This is a genomic window from uncultured Campylobacter sp. (genome assembly GCF_938030685.1).
Classification (GTDB): Bacteria; Campylobacterota; Campylobacteria; order Campylobacterales; family Campylobacteraceae; genus Campylobacter_B.
The window spans coordinates 1-20,272 of sequence record NZ_CALHHX010000222.1; the positions used below are offsets into that span (position 1 = coordinate 1).

General features: G+C 39.7%; 19 protein-coding genes, 1 tRNA gene and 1 CRISPR repeat array. Of the genes, 2 read left to right on the top strand and 18 right to left on the bottom strand.

Annotated features, from left to right (window positions below; genetic code table 11):
- Positions 1-236: DUF3137 domain-containing protein (locus tag Q0369_RS10715; RefSeq protein ID WP_298099752.1), on the top strand; the 236-nt coding region annotated here is incomplete at its 5' end.
- Between the two features lie 686 nt (positions 237-922).
- Here the strand turns inward: Q0369_RS10715 and Q0369_RS10720 are convergent.
- From Q0369_RS10720 to Q0369_RS10800, 17 genes are all read right to left on the bottom strand, one after another.
- Positions 923-1,930 (bottom strand): WYL domain-containing protein, encoded by a 1,008-nt coding sequence (locus tag Q0369_RS10720; protein WP_298099755.1) that lies wholly within the window; start codon positions 1,928-1,930, stop codon positions 923-925.
- Positions 1,930-2,310 (bottom strand): CRISPR-associated protein Csx20, encoded by a 381-nt coding sequence (gene csx20, locus Q0369_RS10725; RefSeq protein ID WP_298099758.1) that lies wholly within the window; start codon positions 2,308-2,310, stop codon positions 1,930-1,932. The genes Q0369_RS10720 and csx20 overlap by 1 nt, the downstream gene beginning before the upstream one ends.
- Positions 2,307-3,554: a TM1812 family CRISPR-associated protein gene (locus tag Q0369_RS10730; protein WP_005871597.1), complete on the bottom strand. Its 1,248-nt coding sequence runs from the start codon at positions 3,552-3,554 to the stop codon at positions 2,307-2,309. Before Q0369_RS10730 ends, csx20 begins: the two co-directional genes overlap by 4 nt.
- Positions 3,555-3,557: 3 nt before the next feature.
- Positions 3,558-4,352, bottom strand: coding sequence for a hypothetical protein (locus Q0369_RS10735; protein WP_298099763.1), 795 nt, complete (start codon positions 4,350-4,352; stop codon positions 3,558-3,560).
- Positions 4,349-6,121, bottom strand: a complete 1,773-nt coding sequence (locus Q0369_RS10740; protein ID WP_298099766.1) for a TIGR03986 family CRISPR-associated RAMP protein — start codon at positions 6,119-6,121, stop codon at positions 4,349-4,351. Before Q0369_RS10740 ends, Q0369_RS10735 begins: the two co-directional genes overlap by 4 nt.
- The gene (locus Q0369_RS10745; protein WP_298099769.1) at positions 6,118-6,570 is read right to left on the bottom strand and encodes a TIGR04423 family type III CRISPR-associated protein; all 453 of its coding nucleotides are present in this window, start codon (positions 6,568-6,570) and stop codon (positions 6,118-6,120) included. Before Q0369_RS10745 ends, Q0369_RS10740 begins: the two co-directional genes overlap by 4 nt.
- A complete protein-coding gene (locus Q0369_RS10750) occupies positions 6,557-7,954 on the bottom strand; it encodes an RAMP superfamily CRISPR-associated protein (RefSeq protein ID WP_298099772.1) in 1,398 nt (465 codons plus the stop codon). Before Q0369_RS10750 ends, Q0369_RS10745 begins: the two co-directional genes overlap by 14 nt.
- Positions 7,951-9,462, bottom strand: coding sequence for a hypothetical protein (locus Q0369_RS10755; protein WP_298099775.1), 1,512 nt, complete (start codon positions 9,460-9,462; stop codon positions 7,951-7,953). Before Q0369_RS10755 ends, Q0369_RS10750 begins: the two co-directional genes overlap by 4 nt.
- Positions 9,459-10,031: an RAMP superfamily CRISPR-associated protein gene (locus Q0369_RS10760; protein ID WP_298099778.1), complete on the bottom strand. Its 573-nt coding sequence runs from the start codon at positions 10,029-10,031 to the stop codon at positions 9,459-9,461. Before Q0369_RS10760 ends, Q0369_RS10755 begins: the two co-directional genes overlap by 4 nt.
- Positions 10,009-11,619 carry a hypothetical protein gene (locus Q0369_RS10765; RefSeq protein WP_298099781.1) on the bottom strand — a complete coding sequence of 537 codons (1,611 nt, stop codon included), beginning with the start codon at positions 11,617-11,619 and terminating at the stop codon, positions 10,009-10,011. Before Q0369_RS10765 ends, Q0369_RS10760 begins: the two co-directional genes overlap by 23 nt.
- A 46-nt stretch (positions 11,620-11,665) precedes the next feature.
- A complete protein-coding gene (locus Q0369_RS10770; RefSeq protein ID WP_298099786.1) occupies positions 11,666-11,917 on the bottom strand; it encodes a hypothetical protein in 252 nt (83 codons plus the stop codon).
- A 350-nt stretch (positions 11,918-12,267) separates the two neighbouring features.
- Positions 12,268-12,921 carry a hypothetical protein gene (locus Q0369_RS10775; protein WP_298099789.1) on the bottom strand — a complete coding sequence of 218 codons (654 nt, stop codon included), beginning with the start codon at positions 12,919-12,921 and terminating at the stop codon, positions 12,268-12,270.
- Between the two features lie 167 nt (positions 12,922-13,088).
- Positions 13,089-13,694 carry a hypothetical protein gene (locus Q0369_RS10780; RefSeq protein ID WP_298099792.1) on the bottom strand — a complete coding sequence of 202 codons (606 nt, stop codon included), beginning with the start codon at positions 13,692-13,694 and terminating at the stop codon, positions 13,089-13,091.
- Positions 13,695-13,916: 222 nt separating this feature from the next.
- A CRISPR array of direct repeats spans positions 13,917-14,634; the repeat unit is 34 nt; unit sequence GTTTCAATCCCCTAGATCGGGGAAATTCTAATCA.
- A gap of 431 nt (positions 14,635-15,065) precedes the next feature.
- The gene (cas2, locus tag Q0369_RS10785; protein WP_298099796.1) at positions 15,066-15,338 is read right to left on the bottom strand and encodes a CRISPR-associated endonuclease Cas2; all 273 of its coding nucleotides are present in this window, start codon (positions 15,336-15,338) and stop codon (positions 15,066-15,068) included.
- A gap of 21 nt (positions 15,339-15,359) precedes the next feature.
- A complete protein-coding gene (cas1, locus tag Q0369_RS10790; RefSeq protein ID WP_298099799.1) occupies positions 15,360-17,531 on the bottom strand; it encodes a CRISPR-associated endonuclease Cas1 in 2,172 nt (723 codons plus the stop codon).
- A gap of 121 nt (positions 17,532-17,652) precedes the next feature.
- Positions 17,653-18,465, bottom strand: coding sequence for a CRISPR system precrRNA processing endoribonuclease RAMP protein Cas6 (gene cas6, locus Q0369_RS10795; protein ID WP_298099802.1), 813 nt, complete (start codon positions 18,463-18,465; stop codon positions 17,653-17,655).
- Between the two features lie 258 nt (positions 18,466-18,723).
- Positions 18,724-18,800 (bottom strand) — tRNA-Met (locus Q0369_RS10800).
- A 67-nt stretch (positions 18,801-18,867) separates the two neighbouring features.
- Here Q0369_RS10800 and Q0369_RS10805 point away from each other — a divergent pair.
- Positions 18,868-19,431: a LemA family protein gene (locus tag Q0369_RS10805; protein WP_298099805.1), complete on the top strand. Its 564-nt coding sequence runs from the start codon at positions 18,868-18,870 to the stop codon at positions 19,429-19,431.
- Between the two features lie 362 nt (positions 19,432-19,793).
- On the opposite strand, the gene ybaK is transcribed toward Q0369_RS10805, so the two are convergent.
- Positions 19,794-20,267 (bottom strand): Cys-tRNA(Pro) deacylase, encoded by a 474-nt coding sequence (ybaK, locus tag Q0369_RS10810; protein WP_298099807.1) that lies wholly within the window; start codon positions 20,265-20,267, stop codon positions 19,794-19,796.
- Positions 20,268-20,272: the final 5 nt, after the last annotated feature.

Consider the following 20,272-nt stretch of genomic DNA (forward strand, 5'->3'; position numbering starts at 1 on the left):
CCGCCTTTATGCGGCGCTTGCTTCGCTTTAGAAGCGGTGCCGGCGGACCGATCAGATTAAGCTTTTCGGATAGAAACGTCTATATTTTCATCCGCACGGGACACGATAGCTTCGAGCCTAGCGTAGATCGCAGCGTACTTAGCGCAGGTCCCGCGGCGTCTATCAAGCACGAGCTTCTATTCTTTCTCTCCATCGTGAAAAGTCTGAAATTAAACGAAAATATCTGGCAAGATTAAATTCTAAATTTGACCTTAAATCCGCAAATACGGAGGCTTTGCACCGCCGCGGAATTTTGAAATTCCGCTTGAAATTTACGCGCTACTACGCCGTAACTGCTGCAACAAAATTCTATTTGAAATTTCAAGGGCATTTAAACCATGAAATTTATAAAATTTTGTAGCGATTCAAATTTTACGACATAGGATTTAGAGCTTTTAGCTATTTTCATCCTAGCATATTGTGATAAAATCAGCGATCTATTTTAGCTCTAAAAGCCGTTTAATATCGCCTTTGCTTAAATACGGCGAAATATATGCTGCGGCTGCGAGCCACTTAGTTTTACTAGCATATCGCCTGCGCCTAGAAGTTTTTCAGCTCCGCTTTCGTCCAAGACAATACTAAGCATTAATGATGACACGTTATTTGCAAAAATCTACCGAATGGAATTTTTATGAGATTTTGCGTTAAATTTTAATTGGACTTTATCACTCACCTATAAATTTATGCTCGTGCAAATCCACTCTATATAGCATTATGATCTTGCCACTGCCGCCTACGGAACACGATCTTTATATTAGATTGTGACGAGGTTTTATGCACCTCAAATTTCATCAAAACACTCTAAAATTTTACCGCTTCGTAGCGCGTGAACAGACTCAGGGTAAATTTTGTTTCGCTCTTAGCGCGACAACGCGTGCCTTTTCTACTCACTTAATATATCAAGAGCCGCTTTTAATTGCTCTTTAAAGGTTTCTCTCAGATCTTTTGGTTCTAGTATCTCGATATCTGGAAGCCACTTTTTTATAAATGGCAATATCTCCATATCTTGAGTGAAATTTATGCTAAAAGTAACGCTGCCGTCGCCCAGCTTCTTTTTAAATTTTTGAGTCGGGAAAAACGGCTTCATACCTTCCATAAAATATATGGCAACTTTCGGCGAGGCCTTTAATAACGCCATTCGAGATGGTTCCAACGGCAAGCTCATAGCATTTTGTATTTTATTAAAATGCGTTTTATATTTCTCCAAGATCCCGCCTTGATAATTTTTCGAGCTTTTACTAAGCGATACGATAAAAGCCACTCTTAAAAGCCTAAAATTTCCCTCGGCATCCTCGATAGCCAAATACCAATTACCATCTGTAAAAACTATTTTTAGGCATTTTACATCGATTAAATTCTCCATTTCACCGATATATTTATACTTAATATCTCGGTATTCTCTATTCATAACGGCATTGCGAAGTTCGCTTAAATACCTCTTACTAGGCTCGTCTTGCAAAACCTCCAAAGGATTGGTTCTAAATAAAAATATGCCTGAATTCTCTTTTAATTGTGCAGATACCTTCTCTTTTTCATGTTTATCTAAATCATTAAATAAGCTAGGATCATTTTCGTTTAATAAACTAATTAGCCAGCCTAGATCATCGCTATATTTTAAAAGACGATTTAAAATGTCGATTATATCTTTGTTTTTGTCGTATACCCTTAATACTTTTACCGGTCTCTTGCCATGCCCTATGAGCTTGCTTTCTATCCTAAAGGCATATGGAAATAGCTTGTCGATTTCGCCCATATACCTTCTAAGCGTTCTTTCCTTAATCCTTAACTCATCTAAAAGCTCTGTATCGGTAAGATAAATTTCTTGCTTTGCAACTAACTTTTTTAAAATTTCAAAGATAACTATCGTTTTATTGTCTGCATCTGATGACATTATAACTCCTCGTATTCTCTAAATCTTGCGTGTTTAAATTCTCGTTTAATCACGACTTTGCCGTTTTCTACCCGCTCACTTACGATGCGGTTAGTAGTCGCATACACGGCTATCAGACCCATATTTTTAGCAAATCTTATCATATTATAAGTCGCTCCGAAATCACCCTGCACCAGCAATACGTCACCCGCTTTTGCTTGCTTTTTAAGTTTATATTTATATGTTTCAACAAATTTTATTATGCTTTTTTCAGACGGGTCGATATCGCTCCACCTCGCATCGGCTATGTTTACGAATTTATCAACATCTAAATTCTTCCTCGCATCTTCTTCTTGCTCCAACGTCAAGGTGTGGTTTATTAGTGTAAAGAGGATTTTCATATTTTATTTCCCAATATATTTTGCTGTATACAAAATGAATTATATTTATCTAATAATCTTGATAACTCTTGCTTTGAGTCTTCTATCCTTTCGTTGGCATTACCATGAGCTAGATTATTTCTTAATTTTTCGGCATCTTTTATAAAATCCCTAAAGGCACCAAGAGTTTTTATACTTTCTAGCTTCTTTTGTATATTATCATGCACAGCGATGCTTGTTAAATAGGCCCCATTCCTCAATCCCATTTTTTTTACAATAGTCCTAGACTCATGCGTCAAATCATAAGCATTAAATTTTCTGCTGTTTTTAAAGTTATTTATATGCGCTTTTATATCGTCGCCAAAGCACTCAAAGCTTTCCGCGCAGTAATATCCTATAGCCTCGAATAGTAAAGTTATAGCATTTAATAAATAACCTTTGGAGTTTAGAATTTTAGACATTCTATAAAATTTTATGGAATCTTTTTCTTTGCCTATATCTTGAAGCTCCCTTATGTGTCGTTGTATATCTTCAAGACTGCCTTTAAAAGTTTCTATTTGCTCATTCTTCAAAATAAAATCTATATCGCTTAGAATTTTGTCGACATCTTTATTAAGGGCTTTTAGCGAATTCGATAGTATATGATTAGAGATAGTTGATAACCGACTTATGAGGTTGCAAAAATTCTTATTTTTAAATTTAGAAACTAATGAAACCGTGTAATTATGATTAAAAGTTTCTAGCACATACGACATATTTGCAAGCTCTAAATACTCTTTTAAATCGATTATTTCATAATCTTTATAAGGCTCCATCTCTTTTGCGAAAAATATATGCTTGATTTTATCTGTATTGTTTAGGCTTTGTGATATAAGCGAAATGGTAGCTAATATGGGGATATGCCTAAAACCATGCGTTAAATCTATTATATACTCTTCATTGTTTGACGTTACGTCATTTATGATGCGTAAAATTTTGTAAAAATCTTTATCGCTATCTATGAAATTTTCATCCTTAAAAAATTCACAATATTCTATATCAAATTCTTTTTTTAAAACTTCTATGTTAGTATCTTTAGCATCTTTAGTGAAAATAGGTATGATGTTTTGCTCGCCAAAATTATCAATTAGAAGTGGGAGCATATTTGTATATCTTTGTTTCTTTAAAGAGTAAAAACTGCCTAGTTTATCATCATATCTATAAACGGGTCTATCCTCAAATTTTTCTTTTGCGCGTCCTATACCTAAAATTGTTACAACTTTCATATTTTACTCCTCATTTTGCATATAAGTTAAATCATAGTGCTTGACAGTATAATCGCTAGTGGAGACGTACTGCAAATGCCTATCGTTGGGTATCGCAAACATCGCTCCGGCTATACTTATCGCCTTTTGCCCTCCCGTGACATCAAATACAATGTCATCCTCCATAAAGCCCTCTTGCTTAAGCTGGCTATATATGCTTTCTAAAAATTTATAGACGCTTTTTGCGTCTTCAAAATTCTTCATACATCGTACATTTGTCATATCCGCAAGCTCCTTGCCAAAGAGATTTTGCACGCATTTTAAAAATTTATCTCTATCGCCGTGAGATTTTTCAGAACAAGCGACTATAATCTTTTTAAGCCTTTGTTTGTGATAATCTATCGCTTTTAGCGGCATTCTATAATTATTTCTTCCATACTCATCGATAGTTTTAAATTTCAAAATTTCTTCTATTCCGCCATTATTTTCGCTTAAAAATAGCACTAGAACTTTAGCCCTTTTGGGTCTATCATTTATATCTATATCGACATTAGGGATGTCTTTGGGAATTATTCGTTTGATTACCCCAAAAATCACTATAGAGCCTAAAATTTGAACCAGCATAGTGCCGTCTTTGGCGCTCCATTTTAAAATTTCGCCGCCGAAAATTTTATCTAGTAGCGACGACATTCCGTCCGGTAGCCAAGCGAAAAACAGCAATACTCCCGCGATGATAAAAAACGCCCTATACTCTAAAAGAGAGCTTCCCAAAAGCGAAACGACTATTTTTTGAAAATTTCTTTTTTCATAATGCGTCATTTTTTACATCCTCGATTGTCTCTGCCATTATTGTGATTTCGTCCATTAGGACTTTGTAGCGGCTTTTGCGGCTTTGAATACACAACCATACCGGAGTACGGGCTTAAACGCTCATTGTAGCTTTTGGCTCCCGAGAATTCATTCCTTTCTTGATGGTTATTTTTTCCTTTAAAGTATTCGGATTTCTCATTCTCTAGCTGCTGATACCGCAATAGTCTTGAATCCTTATAACTTACGCTTGCCATTTTACGAAGTTCTGTTAGCTGCTCAGTATTAAGCCAATTTGGTACAAACTCATTCATTTGCTTTTCAAATTCTTTTAAATATTCATATTGACTATATTTTAATCCTTGTAGTGTAAGCTCTATATCTATTTTTCCGTAACCGTAAGGCTTAGCAAAGCCGATATTATGCATAAATTTATTGCTTCTGCCGTGAAAAGTTATCGCACTTATCAGCGCTCCGATTTCGACCTTTTTAAGATTATGAAATACGATCTTGCCCTTAAAAACGCTATTTGCAGAAAGCGGTTTAAATTTAACTTTCATCTTTTCATTATCATTTCCGACGCTTAGCTTTTCAGAGCTCTCGTGTAGCGGATAGCGTTTATATCCTCTGATTTTAGCATCTTTGCTCATAAGCGTTATATATGGACCATTTGGTCGCTGCTCTAAATAATTTGGATAATAACTAGGATTAGGCGTACCGAATACCCCTTCCTTAGGAGCTTCAAATCGCTCAAAACTCGATTTCAGATGCGAAAAATACACTCGTCCTTTTAGGGCTTTGTCGCCTCTAACGGTTCCGAAAATTGTTTCGGCTAAATCAAATTTTGTTTCCTCGCCTACTTGCCTTGCTGCTTCGAAAATCGTTTTTTTGTAAGCCAGTTTAAAAAGTTGAGTTAATCCGATAGCGGTTATTTTAATATCATTTCCCATATAAAAAATAGGAACTGGCATGCCTTTATTAAACTGTTCTTTCCAATATTGCCCGTCTATTGAGTCTTCATTATCAAAATAAACCTTTTTAAAGTCTTCAAAGACATTTTTATCTAACTGAATTTTCTTGCCGTTTTTAGCAAAGACGAATTCATGTCTTTTCTTATCTATATTACCCGTAAAAACTAAGATGCCTTTCCGTCCTTGCTTATCAAATTTAGCTCGTTTAATTGTTATTTCTTGTCCCGTTTTAGTTTTTGATTTTTCATCATAAGGAGTAAAATTTATCTCTTTTAACAAGCCAAATTTTTTATATTTTTCCTTGGCTGTTTCGAGCTTTCCTATTTCTTCGTAGTTCGTATTTTTGAGCAGACATATTGTTCTAATATCTGCGCATTTCTCTATTATATAACTATTTCCATTTTTGACTAAAAATCCACAGCCGCCAGTATCTTCATTAACCATACCGACTAAATTTTTTCTATTCGTCATATCCCTAACGCTAAGATACTTTTTATGCTTTCCCTCATCTATACGAATTTTACCAAAACTTATTATCTCAAGCACATTTCTTATCATACCCTTGATGCTGGTTGCGGGGATATAATACTCTTTGCCTCCGTTTTCGTTTATGAAATGGCAAAACTCATTCGGATTTTTACCATCCTTTATAAAAATAGGACTTTTGGCAGTTATCTCAAGCTCAATTACGCCGCTTTCGCCGTCTTCAAACGGTACGTCGTGGATGTTTTTAAGAGCATCCTCGCTAGCCCACGGTGGGTAGAAAATTTTATCGTTTAGTGGCACGAAATTATATGGAGCAGTTATCATTTTTTATCCTTTTCATCTTTTACAAAGCCTGCAAATACTATCTTTTGAAGTTTCAATACTGGCAAACCCTCAAGAGTTCCATTGTCTTGAGGCACTTCACAAAACTCGTCTTTTTCATCTTGCCAAATTTGAGCCATTTTTATTTTAAAATTACCAAATTTAGGATAAAACGTTTTTATGCCGCTTTCCTCTAGCGCTACTTTGTTTAACTCCGTCTCATCGACAAACCAAGCGTCGTTTATCTGGCGGATAGAAACACTCTTTTTGGACTTCTCATCAAAAAAATGCGCCTCATAGATTAGCTCGTCTTCGCCTAGACCAGGAGTTCGCTCGCCCGCTAAAAACAAGTGCTTCTCATCGATTTTTTCACCCATTAGCTGGATGTAGCCCTCGTAGCCTTTTAAATTTTCATTCACGTATTTTAAAATTTCGTCTTTATTCTTTTTCATTTTCGATCCGTCCTTCGTTGTATTTTAAGACCTTGCCTTTGAAAAATCCATATCCTTTTGTGGTTGCTCCACCAAGCGACAAGCGCCCCTGAACTACGTCATCTAAAGTCGCTTCAAAAGCCTCTAATGCATTATTAAAAGTTTTTGCTTTTTCTTTGTCGCCGCGCGCATCGTTTTTAAGCAAAATTTCTATTATAAATTCGTCTCTTTTTGCGACTGCCTTTTCTTGAAATAAGGCGCTGTCTATCGCGCCGCCCGTGAAGCGGTCGATACTAACGTGTTCGAAGACCTTCATATCTTTTGCTTCGTCGTAATCCAAAAAGCAATCACTGATTAAAATTTTGCCTTTGGCGCCTTTATTGTTTTTATTCTTTTCGTAGCCGAAAATTTCCCTTACGGCTTCGTTTTCACTGCCGACCTTGGCTTTTTCGCCGAATTGTTTATTGATTTTATTAAAATGAAACGCCGTTCGGTGCGATAATGCGCCTTTTACCGAGCTTACCGGAATTAAAATTTTACGCTTGCTAAGGCGTTCATTTTTATAGTCGATCGCGCTCTCAAGCACCGGCGTTTGATCGGCATCCTTGTCACCAAATCCGCTTCCGAACATAAAGAAATCATCGGGCGAAATTTTAAGTTCGTATCTGATAAATTTTTGTCTTGCTGAATTGCCGTCCGCTGCGCTATCGGGCATAAATTTTACAAACTCATCGGAGCTAAAATTTAAACTGCTCGAGTATCTGTCCAGCTCAAACTCGCCCCATTTTATCTCTAAAATTCCAAGCGAACCAAAACCTTTAGAGCTTCCGCCGCCAAGCCTTAGCATAGGATCGTAAAGTAGATTTAAAATTTCCACGAACTCCTTTTTGCTTCCGTCAAGCTCAAGTGAAAATTTAAATCTAGTACCCTTAAATACAACTTCTTCGTCAAATTTGCCTGCATCTTTCGCTGCGCCATTCGCGCCTATGGCTACATGATCTCTAATCGGCAAAATATCAAAATAACGCAAAAATTCGCTCTTTTCTAAAAGCAACTCTTCGCAAACCTTGTTATTCTTATCGACGAGCAACAGAGCGTTTGAGATAATTAGTCTTGAGCCGAGTAAATCTTCGTCTTCTTGTTTATTTTCGTCTTTACTTTCCTTTCCATTTCCGCCCCAACCCTTTTCCTCGCGCTTGGTTCCAAAAATTTTATTCGCGGTATCCTTGCCGGCATTATCTTCAAACGCCCTGCGCAAAATCCCTGCAACCGAAGTGCCTAAGATCATCGGCAAGCCGTTCCAATCTCTTTGCACCGGTGCATCCAAAAATAGATCATTTTTGCCGCCGCCGACTTTTAACGGAGTTTTGGCTTCTATGATGACGTGCGCTAAAAATCTTTTCATTGCTTTTCTCCTGTGATTTTTGGCATTTGCATTGACAAAAGTAGATCAAATTTAAGCGGGCAAGGATCGCCTTCTACTGCTTTTACGAGCGTATCGCCGCACCCACCTTTTACTAGGACGTTTTCATCGTTTCTTTTTTCACAGTCCCAATTTGCGCTTCTTACGCCATTTAGCATAAATTTGGATATTTGAGCCGCTATATTTTCGTTCTTTTCCGCGACGCTTTCATTTTTAATCTCTTCGATTTGCATTTCGCCATTAACATCTTTTTCTCCGATTACCTTATCGCTAACGGCAACCTCCCTGCATATTGATCTCATCGCGCCCCATTGTGATTTTGAAATTTTGCTAAATTTATCTTTATGGCTTTTTATAAAATCAGCCACCCTCTCGGCTATTTCAAGAGCTTGGTCTTTCGTAGTCTGCTTTTGTTTTAAAAATTTAGCCAAATCACTTTGTATCGGTATTTTTCCGATTGAGCGCTCAGTCTGTGCTTCTTTTTGGAATTCTATCGGGTTATTCTCCGCGTCGCCGCCGTCTAAAAACCACGGATTTATCAGCACTTCGCCAAAACCCTCGCTCAAATACGCTCCGACGCCATTTTTTAGCGCGCTTATTTGCTCGGCACTTAAATTTTTCAAAGCAATTACGCTACCTTTATTTATGCAGGCTCGCTCATAATCTTTTGTGGCGCGAGCTCCGTTATAAGGGGTAAAATTTGAAATTCTAATCTGCGTCTTTTCGTAATCGACATTATTTGCATCTAAATTTGGCAAAATATACTTTACGTCGTAGCTTGGATTGCCGTTTTCGTCAATAAGTGCAAGGCGGGATTTAGCATAAACGAAAGTATATTTCTCCGGCGGCGTAAAGGTTTGAATTTTATCCGTATTTTCGCCGATAAATTTAATCTCTACCGCTCCATACTCCGCACTCTTTGATTTACCGAGCCTAGTTGAGCACACTAGCGTCTCTTTCGCCAAAACAATATCATCTTCGCTCACGCTGGCGTCAAATTTAACGCTAAATCGCCATTTCAATCCGGCTCTAAACGCCTCATAGCCATACATTTGGCTATCTTTGGAGCGTCTTTTATCTTTGTCATAGGCACTTTTTTGGGAGTATTCATATTTTAGGCTAAGTTTTTCTTTTTCGTCATTTATGTAGCCGCTTCGCATCTGTTTTAGCTGGGTAAATTTTTCAGATTCTTCGCGGCTTAGCAAATGATGATTGTAAATTTTGCTGCCATCAAGCTTTTCGTGAAAATAGGAAAGCGGGATTTTAAAAAATTCTTTACCATCTTTGATCGGCGAAGCGTCGCAAAATTTTACAGCACCGCTATGAAAAATTTTAAAAGGATCACTAAAGTCGCTATATCTACTAGCTACCATACCCAAAAATGCACTTCCCGGGATAAAATCAAGCGAGCTCATCTTGCCCTGCGTATTGGAGCTTGCCTGCAAAATAACGGGACTTTTAAAAGTTATCTCAAATCTAAGCTCTCTCATCGTAGCTCCTTAACTTTAAATTCGCATCTGCCGAGGCCTCGGTTACGGTTTAATCCTATCCGCTTTATCATCTTTAGCGCACGTTTTAAATTTTGGGCGATCTCGCCGCTTACATTTTGGATCTCGCCTTTTAAACTTATAGGCAAAACGACCTCTATATCTCTTAGCGAATTATCCACCGCAATGCCGTTGTCGTCGATTTTGGTAGCCGAAATGATTTCAAAAAGATTGCGCTGCAAGTTATTCGACGTTATTTCGGTAGCGATTTTTTCATCTATCGTAGCGCTGCTAAAATAGCACTGTGCCTGCGTAGTATCGTCGTTTTCGTTTTGCTCATCACCGCTATTTTGCTTATTTTTGCTGCCTCGCGAGCCGAAGCACTCGCTTATATCGCTTGGATCCCAAAATAGCTCCGCTACCTCTCGCACAAGTCCTTTTATCGTTTTACCGGGCACATACGGAAGCCCTGCGGAGTTTTTTACCACATAACTATCAAGCGCCGCTCCACCGCTAAGGCCGCTACTGACGTGCCAGTAGTCGAAAAATTTAAGCTCGTAATTTATCGTCATTTTTGCCCTCCACTTTTTTATCTTCTGCGCCAGAAGTAACGGAGAGAAATTGCAACACGTCGTAAATAGGCGTCTTTTGCGCTCCGTCCTTTTCTAAAATCAAATTTCCGCACGATAGCCCGCCGTAAAGAGCATTCAGAGCGCCATCGAATTCACTTTTGTTTTCTAGAATTTCATTTATTCTATCAAGCATAACTTTGGCTAATCTATCGTTTATGCCAAGTTCCTTTATCCACTCTCGCAGTTTGCCCTTGGGGCTTTTTTCGCCGCGATACATTTCGGCTAAATTTATAAAATTTTCTACCTTTGGCTCGTTTTTTGACTTGGTAGTATCGCCTAAATAATAAGGCCCGAAATCACATCTGATTTCGCTAGCGTTTTTGCCATCGGCCGCGCACTCTTCTTTTTTATTCTCGGTCGCGCGCCCTTCTTTTTCGCTCCCGATCGTCAGTTCATCTTTTATAAATTTATCCCAGCTTTGGAAATTCGAGCTTTGGACGTTATGGAACATTAAGCAGCTTGGCGCTATGTCTTTTTCGGCATCGTTTACGTAGCGATCCTTGCTGTGCTTTTTCGCCGCACCGCAAAGCTCCTCGGCTAGAGCTGCCGCATAATGAAACGGGAATTTTTCGTTACAATAAGCAATCCCCGCGCACATCGTGAGCTTTTCCTTTATATCGGGCTTTTTCTTGTCCGTTTCCTTTTCAAATTCCTCGATAAAATTTTTAGTAAATTCTAACGCTATATCCGCATCGCAAACCGCCGTCATATCGTCGCCGCTTAAAATTAGTGCTTTTATCTTTAGATCATCTTTGCCGAAAACTTCCTCGGTTTTTGCTATGGCATTTTCGTAAGCATCTTTCGTAGCATTATCAAGCGCTTTTGAAAAATTAGCTATCACGTCTAATTTGCCCGTATTTTTTACTTCGTCCGTTAGATTTTTAACCAGCACGCCAAGCCCGTTGCCGTCTGCGTGGATAACGGCTAGTTTATTTTTCTTATTTGAAATTTGGCTAAATTCTTTTAATTCCTTAGCTCCCGGGTGTCTCTTAAACCACCTTCCGTGCGCTTCTCTCTTTTGAACGGACGAAATGTCTAATGCATCATCGTCATCAAATTTTACGATAGGTCGCGCCGTTTTGGGCGCAAGAGCCATAAAATTTATACTCATATCAAGCGGCAAGCTCGGGCGGTTGCGCTGAGTTTTTAGCTTTCGTTCGAGCTCTTTCGATGCCGTTCCGTAGTCGTTGCCGTTATAAGGAGCGACAGCTTGAGAAATAGTAATGCCGTAAGCATTTTGCATTATCTTTTTAGGCAGATCCCTGACGATCTTTTTTAAATTTTCCTCGCCATCTACGATCGCTCTAAAATTTCCTGCGGCATTAAGCAAAATTTGCTCTACTAAGCCGTTCGCCCTTAGTTCGTCAAAGACGCCAAATATCGCGCCCTTGCTCTCTTGCTTGTCATTAAATTTTTGTCCGAGCGAGTCTATTATTTCGCTGGCACCGATGATCTCTTGCAACTTGTTCGTGGCGTAAATATACTCTTGTATACCCTGGATACTTGCACCGTATAGGTATTTAGCCATCTTGCCTCCTTCGTATTATATTTTTGAAATTTTATCGCAACTAAACTTAAATTATTTTTTGAAAAATTACGCAAAATGAGCTAGCCGAAGCGACGCCTCGTGCTAGACTGAATTTATTGTCTAGTCCTACCGCAAAAGACACACTGTCCGTTATATCCTTGCCTTTGACGTAAAAATCAAGCGTAGGGACGTACGAGCCGTAATTGCTCGGAGCGATATTTGCTAAATTCGGTACCTCTTGCGCCAAAGCGTCACTCATAACTCCAGCCGCTGCTAGCGACAACACAATCTTTTTCATTACAACTCCTTTAATTGATCTCGTCGGCGTTTTACCTCCGACTTTGGACGCAATTATAGTGAGTCGTAGTGTCAAATTCTGTCAATCAAAAAGGGAATTTAAAAAATGAGGGGGAAATTTTAATTAAACCAGGAGAATAGATTGAAAATTTTAGATGTCAAGAGAAACCAAACCCCTAGATAGGGGAAATTCTAATCAAATATAATTGATGAGAGAGATTAAATTTAGAGCTTTCTAGTTTCAATCCCCAGATCGGGCAAATTCTAACTAAATCCCTCGCCTCCTAAAACCATTCCTAGCAAAAGCCGTATTTATTGATCCATTCTACCTCATTCATCCGACTCTCTTATTTAGTTTAACTCATTATGTTCAAATGCTTTTTTCGGAATTTTACTTAAGATAGTGTTGAGCTTCGCTCCAGTGTAAGTTGCAGTATGGATGATGATCTTTACTGGCGTAAAGCCATCTTGATAGTTGTTGAAAGCCGATTTTACTTCAACAAAATTTATCATCATTGAAGCCATATCTCCTTCCACATCCGTTTCGGTTAGCAAAGGAAATTCGTTAAATAAGCATAGGGAAGTACCATCAAAGCAGTTCTTTTGCGCTTTTCGGAACTGAGTGCCGAAAGGAACTAGAGCAACAACTTCGGCGTTTAGCCTACCCGAATATCTCTTAAACTTATTTTTACCGCTACTCTTAACTGCGCGCTCATAAACGCGTAACGGCGCAGCTCCTTTTGAAGCTAAAAAGCTTTTAACTTCCGAAAGCTTTACATCGTTTTCATAATCGGCTATCTTAAGCGAATTATCAAAGTAATCGTTTCCATATTGAGATTTTTCGCCCATATCAAATAAGACGATTAGCTCGTTAGCAAGCCTTCTGCTTTGAAAGTTGCTCGTAAACTCATCTTTTCCATTAACCCTTCCATAGTAGCTTTCCGGGTCCGGTTCTACACATCCTATTAAAAATATAGCAATTAATACTAAAAACAGTGTTCTCATAACATTTTCCTTCCTTTAAATTTATAAACACTCGGGCAATTTGAAAAGCCGGTTATTCTACTATCTATCGCATCGCCTTCCAATTGAAGCAAAGCAAAAATTAGCTATCTTATTTAACTCTCGCGGCGAATACTCGATAATCAATTGTCAGGTAGTTGAACTTATACCTACTTTTCATTATACGCTTTGTAGCCCGCAAAATCATAAGTACTTTTATCGATCTCTTTTCTTGTTTCATAATCAATAAAAACTAGATCAAGCGATGAACCTAATTCCATTAGTTCTCCGATCTCCTTAGAAGAATAAAGCAATTGAGCCGTTCGCTCTTTTAAAAAGTTAATAAAGGTATAAGCGTCTTCGTTTTTTCCATCTTTCTCATTCTGAGCTTTAACTTTATGAGGTGTAATCTCTACAACCATATTAAGCTTTTTATTTTCCCTATCGCAAGTTATCGGCTTATACACCAAACCATATTCACGCCAGTATAGTCCCGGGTGATTGTCACCACTAAAAGCTCTATCTAATAGCGAAACGCTATACTCTCCTCTCGGAGCTATTTGAACTCTATCTCCATATTTATCTTTATCAAGGAACGACTCCGCCTTACGTTTAGATTCCTCATATCTTTCCTTATCCTTATTCTCTCTAAGAATACACCAAACATCCAGTTGCTGAGCCATTACCGTTTCTTTATCAGGCGGCATTACGATAAAACAACCGGAAAATACAACTCCGATCAAACCGAGTAAAAACACTTTAAACAAAATTTTCATACTTTCTCCTTTGTTTTAAAATTCTTTTTCGAAAAATAACAAAATTACTCATAGAATTCAAACCCGCCATATCAACTTTGAGCGTGATTATAGGGAGTTTAGTTGTCAAATTCTGTCAATTTACGGAGTGCTTTTAAAAAATCCATTAAATTTTAGTCGTATACCTTGAAATTTAATCAAATCAGCGTGATCACACAGCATCATACGAGACAAAACTCATTTGCCCTAATCCCCTAGATCGGGGAAATTCTAATCAGATTCTGAAGCTTCGTCTGATATGGTGGTTCAAAACGGAGACATTGTAGTGTTTCAATCCCCTAAATCGGGGAAATTCTAATCAAATAATAGCCGAAGCTGAAGGCTATATTCTTATAAAAGCGTTTCAATCCCCTAAATCAGGGAAATTCTAATCAAATTTTATCAAGGAGTACAAAATGCGTAACGCAGTAAAGGTTTCAATCCCCTAAATCGGGGAAATTCTAATCAAATTCAAGAGTTTAATGATTGGGTATATCCACAGATGTCGGTTTCAATCCCCTAGATCGGGGAAATTCTAATCAAATGCTATTTTATTTTTTAAGGAGAAAAAATGTTAAGTGTTTCAATCCCCTAGATCGGGGAAATTCTAATCAGATTCCCATTTATATCAGAGTTGGTTACGTCGCCGAATTCGTTTCAATCCCCTAGATCGGGGAAATTCTAATCAGATTATATCCCGCTAAAAGAAGGAGCGATAGAGATCGTATCCATGTTTCAATCCCCTAGATCGGGGAAATTCTAATCAGATTACCACCCCTGCTCACAAGTATATCCCATCCGTTTTAATGTTTCAATCCCCTAGATCGGGGAAATTCTAATCAAATAAAGATCCAGCTGTCATCGCCCCTACTGTTGGAGCGGTACGTTTCAATCCCCTAAATCGGGGAAATTCTAATCAAATAGCCCAAAAGCCGCATTAAAATTGACAATGAGTTTTTAAAGAACTATTTGCGAGTGCCATTATATCACAAAACGCGAAAAAGTCCGAGAAAGGGGCGAAAAATTAATTTCAAATTTCAAGGTATTTGCTTAGGGATGGCTTAAAAGTATGAATTTAACGGTATTGGCGTAAGCACAAAAGTCCGAAAATCAAAAAGCAAAAATGAAATTTTAGAGCTTTTTCGAATTTCTACTAAATTCCGCGAACGCAAAAAGTCCTAAAAATGGGGCTTTATGAATAGGCGAAATGATGGAAGTCCGAGAAATGGTTTTTGGCGCGAGCGAAATTTTAGGTTTGCGGAGATTTTCAAACTTAATAAAATATAAAAATGCGCTAAATTCGAAATTTTAAATTTAAGAAAAGTCCGAAAATCAAATCCGCAGGATCGGGGCTTAGACGTAGGTGTTAGGAGAGCGAAAGATCTCGCCCTCGCCTAGACTCTCGCTTTTAGCCATACAGGTTTTGCAGATGCGGTAGAAAAGGACTTTGTCGGTTTTGGGCTCGATTATGCGGGCAATGCGTTCTTTTATCAAGATGTATTCGCGCTCGGAAACGTCAAGCTCAAACACCGAGTAGTTCGCCCGCAGCCCGTAGCCCTCCAGCAGGGCGGCGAGCTTGTTGCGGCGCTTAGTCTCGCAGACGTCGTAGCAGATGATTAAATTCATTGAAATCTCCCTATGAAAGGCTTATATTTTTCGTTTTGCGTTACGGCGTTTTTCAGGGCGTACGGCCTGCTTGTCTATAATGTCCTGTGCTTTTAGCTTCTCGCCGCGATACTCGGTATAAGCGAAGAGCTTTTCGTTTACGTTTTTGGCGATATTTTGTCTGGTCGAAACGGACAGGAGCCCGTCTTTTATCTCAAAGGGCTCGTTTTTATTCACCATCGAGATTATGGCGCGATCGACGATGAAGGCTCGAAATTCCTCGATGAGATCGAAGGCAAGAGTGGGCTTTTGCTCATCGAGTGCGTGTAGGTATGAGACATGAGGCGAGAGACCCGCAGCGGCGATGGATTTTAAAATTTTTGAATAGAGGATCGCATAGCCATAGTTTAGAGCAGAATTTACGATGTCGATAGCGCCCTGCGTCACTCGCGCACTAAAGCCAAACTCGTAGTCGATCGCTTTTGCGATAGCCTGCCAGTAGGAGTTTGCGGCGCTTCCTTCAAAGCCCATAAGCTCGCTTACGCTTGCGGCGCCAGGGACGCGGAGCTTTAAAATTTCTTGCATCGCTTTAATTTCGGCGCCTAGATTTTTATGGTATTTGCCTAGATATTTTAGATAGTTGATCTGATTTTTTAGCTTGCCGATGATAAACTGCTGGGCGATGCGGAGCGATTTTTTAGTCGTTAACAGCGAAATTTGCGAAGCGGCGGTTTTGGGTATGGCGGAATTTGCGCTAATGAGCGTGGCGTAGCTAAGATTAGTCTTTTCGTCGATAAAATTTATGGAAATTTTCTTTTTGGCACACTCTTTGATGACGGCGGAGCTAAGCGAAATTTGAGCGTTTATGATGATCTGGCTGATTTGATTTATGGGGAATTTGTGCTTGATAGCGCCTTTGCTTTTTAGCACGAGCTTTCCTTGCGACAGAGCGAGGAAGTAAAAAGGCGTCGTGATGTGGATAACGGAGCTTTGCGAGAAGGTTTTTAGGTATTCGCGCTTTTTAGCCTCAAGGGCGTTTTGGACGGATTTGACGGCGGGACGCTTGGCGTTTTTAAAGTAGGTTAGAATTTTAGCCTTTTTAGCCGTTTTGCCTGGCTCGTAAGGGAAGTTTAGGTTGATTAAGGCTTCTGCTAGCGTCCGCTTGTCTGCGGTTTTTAGAAATCTGCGTATTAGGCTCGTTACGACCTCGCCAAAATGCAAGCAAAACCTATCTTTTTGCGAAGACGAGAAAAGCTTAAGCGAAATGGCTTTTAGATGATACACATAGGCGTTTAAATTTTCTACGCTTTGGCTTATCGCTTGCTTTTTGGCAGAGCCTGCGAGCTTGGCTAGAATGCGCTTAAATTTTTCCTCGCCGATACTTAAATTTGCGCCCTTAAAGCTTACGCCCAAAAAGGCAAATTCGCTATCTTTGCCGTGAATGGAGGTTTTGGCTTCGTTTAGAGATAAGCTTATGGTTTTTAAAAAATCTTTCAGGCGCGTAAGCCCTCTCTCGGCGGCTTCATATGAAACAAAAAACATAACGAAATCATCGGCGTATCTGACGAATTCTACGCCCGAGTTTTCTAAAAATTTATCCATTTGATTTAGGTAGATATTCGAAAGTAGCGGGCTTAGGACGTCTCCTTGATGAACGCCTTTTGCATGAGCGCGGTAATCAAAGCGCTCAAAAATTCCGTTTTTGATCCAAAGCTCGACGAGCCTAATGATACGGGAGTCGCGAATGTTTGCGCGTAAAATTTCAAGCAATTTTTCGTGATCGATATTTTCAAAGAAATCTTTGATGTCGGTTTTGACGGCGAAGCTGAAAATTTTAAAAAAATCGCGAGCGCGAAAGATCGTGTTAGCATAGAATTTGCCGTTTCGATAAGCATAAGAGCGGTTTGAAAAGCTTTTATCAAAATAGCCTGAAAGCTCGCGAGTGAGGATATTTTGCGCAAATTTATCTTTTAGCGAGGGGATGGCAAGCTTGCGCAGCTCGTCTTTGTTTTCTTTGGGGATAAATGCTCGTTTTAAGGGCTGAGGCGAATATGAAAGACTAAAAATTTCGTCCTTTAGCTCGGCATAAAATACGTCCGTGCAAATATCATCAGCGCTAAGTCCGTCAAGCCCTAAAGCCGTGCGCTTTAGCCTTTTTAGCGCGTATTCAAAGGCGCCTGCGGTAAAAATATCCTCTAAGTTTAGATCAAACATGACGCCTCCTTGTCATTGCATTTAGCTAGTAAATATCGAGCAAAACGCGCCGATACCGTAACCCACGGCGAAATTTATCCGCTCTGTAACTCGCGGCAAAATTTGAATTCTGCGGTACAATTTAAATCCGCTCTGCCCTTATCTTGCCTAGTCCGAAAACCGTGCTTTTGCCGACTCCGGTAATTTGGGCGAGTTGCAAAAGCTTTACCGAGCGCTCATCAAGCCCGAAAACTCGCATCCATCCGATCACGCCGCCAAATTGCATCTTGGTGTGCTGGCGGTTTGAGTAGCGATTGATGTCGTAAAAGCACAAATCCTGCTCGAAGCGGCGGAATTTTACCTCGAATTTATCTATAGCCCTGCCCGTTATGTTCTCAAATCTCATAGCGATTTGACGGATAAAGGACTTAAAGTCGATCTCGCAGCGGACGAGGACGTTTTTTTGCTTTATACGAAGCGGAGTAAGAAGCGAAATTTCATAATCGCCCGCAGCAAAATCGGGCGTGAAATTTAGCATTTCAACTTTATTTGAAAGTAGAGATTTAGGCTCTACGATTTCGCCGTTTAGAGTAAAATTTGAAAATTTAAACTTGCGTCTGCTTACCTCAAGCCCGATTTCTTGCATATTTGCAATAGCGATAGCGACGTGAGGCAGGTAGCACGCGGCGTGCTCAAAAAGTAAAATTTTAAAATCAAAGCTCTTTTGATTAAGATCGATATCTAGCCTGAAATTTGGCGTATCGGATACATTTTCAAAAAATTCATTATACGCACATTCGCCGAAGATGTCGCATTTCTCGCAGCTTGCACTTACGAAAGGACAACTCGCCTTTCTAAGAGCATATCCAAAAGCGCCCCTGATCGCCGAGCCGATAAAAGGATGCGAGGGCTTTAAGTCGGTGCCGCAAATGCCTAGCTCTAAATATTTAAGCATGAATGACCTTTTGTATTTTTGAGAAAATTATACTATAAAATGAGCTTTTGTGTTTTAGACTAGCCAAGACACTCACCTAATTGCCGGCAATTAAGAGCGAATTTTATCTTGGCGAGCATTTGAATTTAGGTTGCATAAAGACACGCCAATAAGATAAATTTTATGCTTTTGCCAATTTTCATTATTTTTCAAGTATAAGTAAGATATAATCTCGAACTTTTTTGAGATGCCGTTGCACTCTTAAAGGTAATTTGAAGATGGTGTCAAGAGAGAGACTTGAACTCTCGACCTCCGGCTTATGAGACCAGCGCTCTAACCAGCTGAGCTACCTTGACACGAAAGAAATGGGAAGTATAGCTAAATATTCTTATTTTTAATTGAAACACTTTAAAAGGAGAGAAAATGAATGCAGCTTTGATTTTATTAGTCGTCATAGTTTTGTTAGTTTTGGCGTTAGTGGGCGTTTATAACTCGTTCATCGCCAAGCGTAACCAGGTGCGAAATATCGCCTCTACCGTTGATACGCAGCTTAAAAAGCGCTACGACCTCATCCCAAATTTAGTTAGCGCCACGCGCGAATATATGAGCCACGAAAACTCCGTGCTAACGCGCGTTAGCGAACTTCGCTCGCAAGCGATCAACGCGGCTTCTAACGCGGATAAATTTAAGCTAAATAGCGAAATTTCGGCTCTTTTGGGGCAGATCCGCATTGCGGTAGAGGCGTATCCGAATCTCAAGGCTAACGAATCGTTTGCCAAGCTACAAAACGCGTTAGGCGAGTGCGAGGAGCAGATCAGTGCCGCACGCCGCGCTTATAACGGTGCCGTTACGGTTTATAATAACGCTTGCGAGATGTTTCCTACTAACATCATCGCTAGCGTTTTTAACTTCGCCAAGGCAGAATTTTTCGCCGCCAGTGAGCAAGAAAAGCAAGCTCCGAACGTTTCTGAGCTTTTCAAAAAATAGGCGCTAGAGTAGGAAATTTGCGATAAAATTTTAAAATTTTATCGCAAATAATGCCGAGCGTTGCAAGGCTAAATTTTATAGCGAGCAAAATACAGCGGGTGCAAAGCATGCGGTTTTAAATAGGCTTGCTTCGTGCCCCGCGTGCTCGTCATCTCGTTTGAGCTATTTTGCGGTGTGCGGCACTTAGAATTTTAACAATAAAATTTTACGAAATTTATTTGATTCGTATTTTCTCGGCGCCAGAAGCTCGTTTTAATAAATGGCGCAACGCTAAATTTAAAAGTCTAAATTTCGCAGTGCAAATTTTGCCTAGATTGCCACAGGCGTTACTTATACAAGCGGTGGCAAAAAGTAACGCCTCGTTAGTCGTGAGTAATTTTACAAATTTGCGCCTCGGTCGCGACTGCGAGGTCCTTCGGCGCGAGGGCAATCTGTTTTCCGCGCACGCCCGCGCTAACGTAAATTTTCTCCTGCGTTAGCGCTTTTTCATCGATGAAAGTGCGGAAGTGCTTTTTCATCCCAAGCGGCGAGCAACCGCCCCTGACGTAGCCCGTGACCTTTTGCAAATCCTTCAAATCCATCAGCTCGCAGCGCTTTGCCCCGCAGAGATGCGCGAGCGCCTTGAGGTCCAAATTTAGATCACCTTGCAGGCAGGCCACGACGTATTCGTGATCCGCCGTACAGACTATTGTTTTATAAACCCGCTCGATCGGCTCGCTCACGCTGTTTGCAACATGCACCGCGTCTAAATTTAAAGGATCAACCGCATATTCTTTAATCTCGTAGGGGATTTTCAGACCGTCCAGTACGCGCGCGGCGTTTGTCTTTGAGCTCATTTCGC

Excerpts from the sequence above, each read along its gene's own strand:
- Q0369_RS10805 (WP_298099805.1), top strand. The coding sequence starts at position 18,868 with ATGAATGCAGCTTTGATTTTATTAGTCGTCATAGTTTTGTTAGTTTTG.
- Q0369_RS10750 (WP_298099772.1), bottom strand. The coding sequence starts at position 7,954 with ATGAAAAGATTTTTAGCGCACGTCATCATAGAAGCCAAAACTCCGTTA.
- Q0369_RS10730 (WP_005871597.1), bottom strand. The coding sequence starts at position 3,554 with ATGAAAGTTGTAACAATTTTAGGTATAGGACGCGCAAAAGAAAAATTT.
- cas1 (WP_298099799.1), bottom strand. The coding sequence starts at position 17,531 with ATGTTTGATCTAAACTTAGAGGATATTTTTACCGCAGGCGCCTTTGAA.
- csx20 (WP_298099758.1), bottom strand. The coding sequence starts at position 2,310 with ATGAAAATCCTCTTTACACTAATAAACCACACCTTGACGTTGGAGCAA.
- cas2 (WP_298099796.1), bottom strand. The coding sequence starts at position 15,338 with ATGAATTTAATCATCTGCTACGACGTCTGCGAGACTAAGCGCCGCAAC.
- Q0369_RS10720 (WP_298099755.1), bottom strand. The coding sequence starts at position 1,930 with ATGTCATCAGATGCAGACAATAAAACGATAGTTATCTTTGAAATTTTA.
- cas6 (WP_298099802.1), bottom strand. The coding sequence starts at position 18,465 with ATGCTTAAATATTTAGAGCTAGGCATTTGCGGCACCGACTTAAAGCCC.
- Q0369_RS10735 (WP_298099763.1), bottom strand. The coding sequence starts at position 4,352 with ATGACGCATTATGAAAAAAGAAATTTTCAAAAAATAGTCGTTTCGCTT.
- Q0369_RS10765 (WP_298099781.1), bottom strand. The coding sequence starts at position 11,619 with ATGGCTAAATACCTATACGGTGCAAGTATCCAGGGTATACAAGAGTAT.
- Q0369_RS10760 (WP_298099778.1), bottom strand. The coding sequence starts at position 10,031 with ATGACGATAAATTACGAGCTTAAATTTTTCGACTACTGGCACGTCAGT.
- Q0369_RS10775 (WP_298099789.1), bottom strand. The coding sequence starts at position 12,921 with ATGAGAACACTGTTTTTAGTATTAATTGCTATATTTTTAATAGGATGT.
- ybaK (WP_298099807.1), bottom strand. The coding sequence starts at position 20,267 with ATGAGCTCAAAGACAAACGCCGCGCGCGTACTGGACGGTCTGAAAATC.
- Q0369_RS10740 (WP_298099766.1), bottom strand. The coding sequence starts at position 6,121 with ATGATAACTGCTCCATATAATTTCGTGCCACTAAACGATAAAATTTTC.
- Q0369_RS10755 (WP_298099775.1), bottom strand. The coding sequence starts at position 9,462 with ATGAGAGAGCTTAGATTTGAGATAACTTTTAAAAGTCCCGTTATTTTG.
- Q0369_RS10780 (WP_298099792.1), bottom strand. The coding sequence starts at position 13,694 with ATGAAAATTTTGTTTAAAGTGTTTTTACTCGGTTTGATCGGAGTTGTA.
- Q0369_RS10770 (WP_298099786.1), bottom strand. The coding sequence starts at position 11,917 with ATGAAAAAGATTGTGTTGTCGCTAGCAGCGGCTGGAGTTATGAGTGAC.
- Q0369_RS10745 (WP_298099769.1), bottom strand. The coding sequence starts at position 6,570 with ATGAAAAAGAATAAAGACGAAATTTTAAAATACGTGAATGAAAATTTA.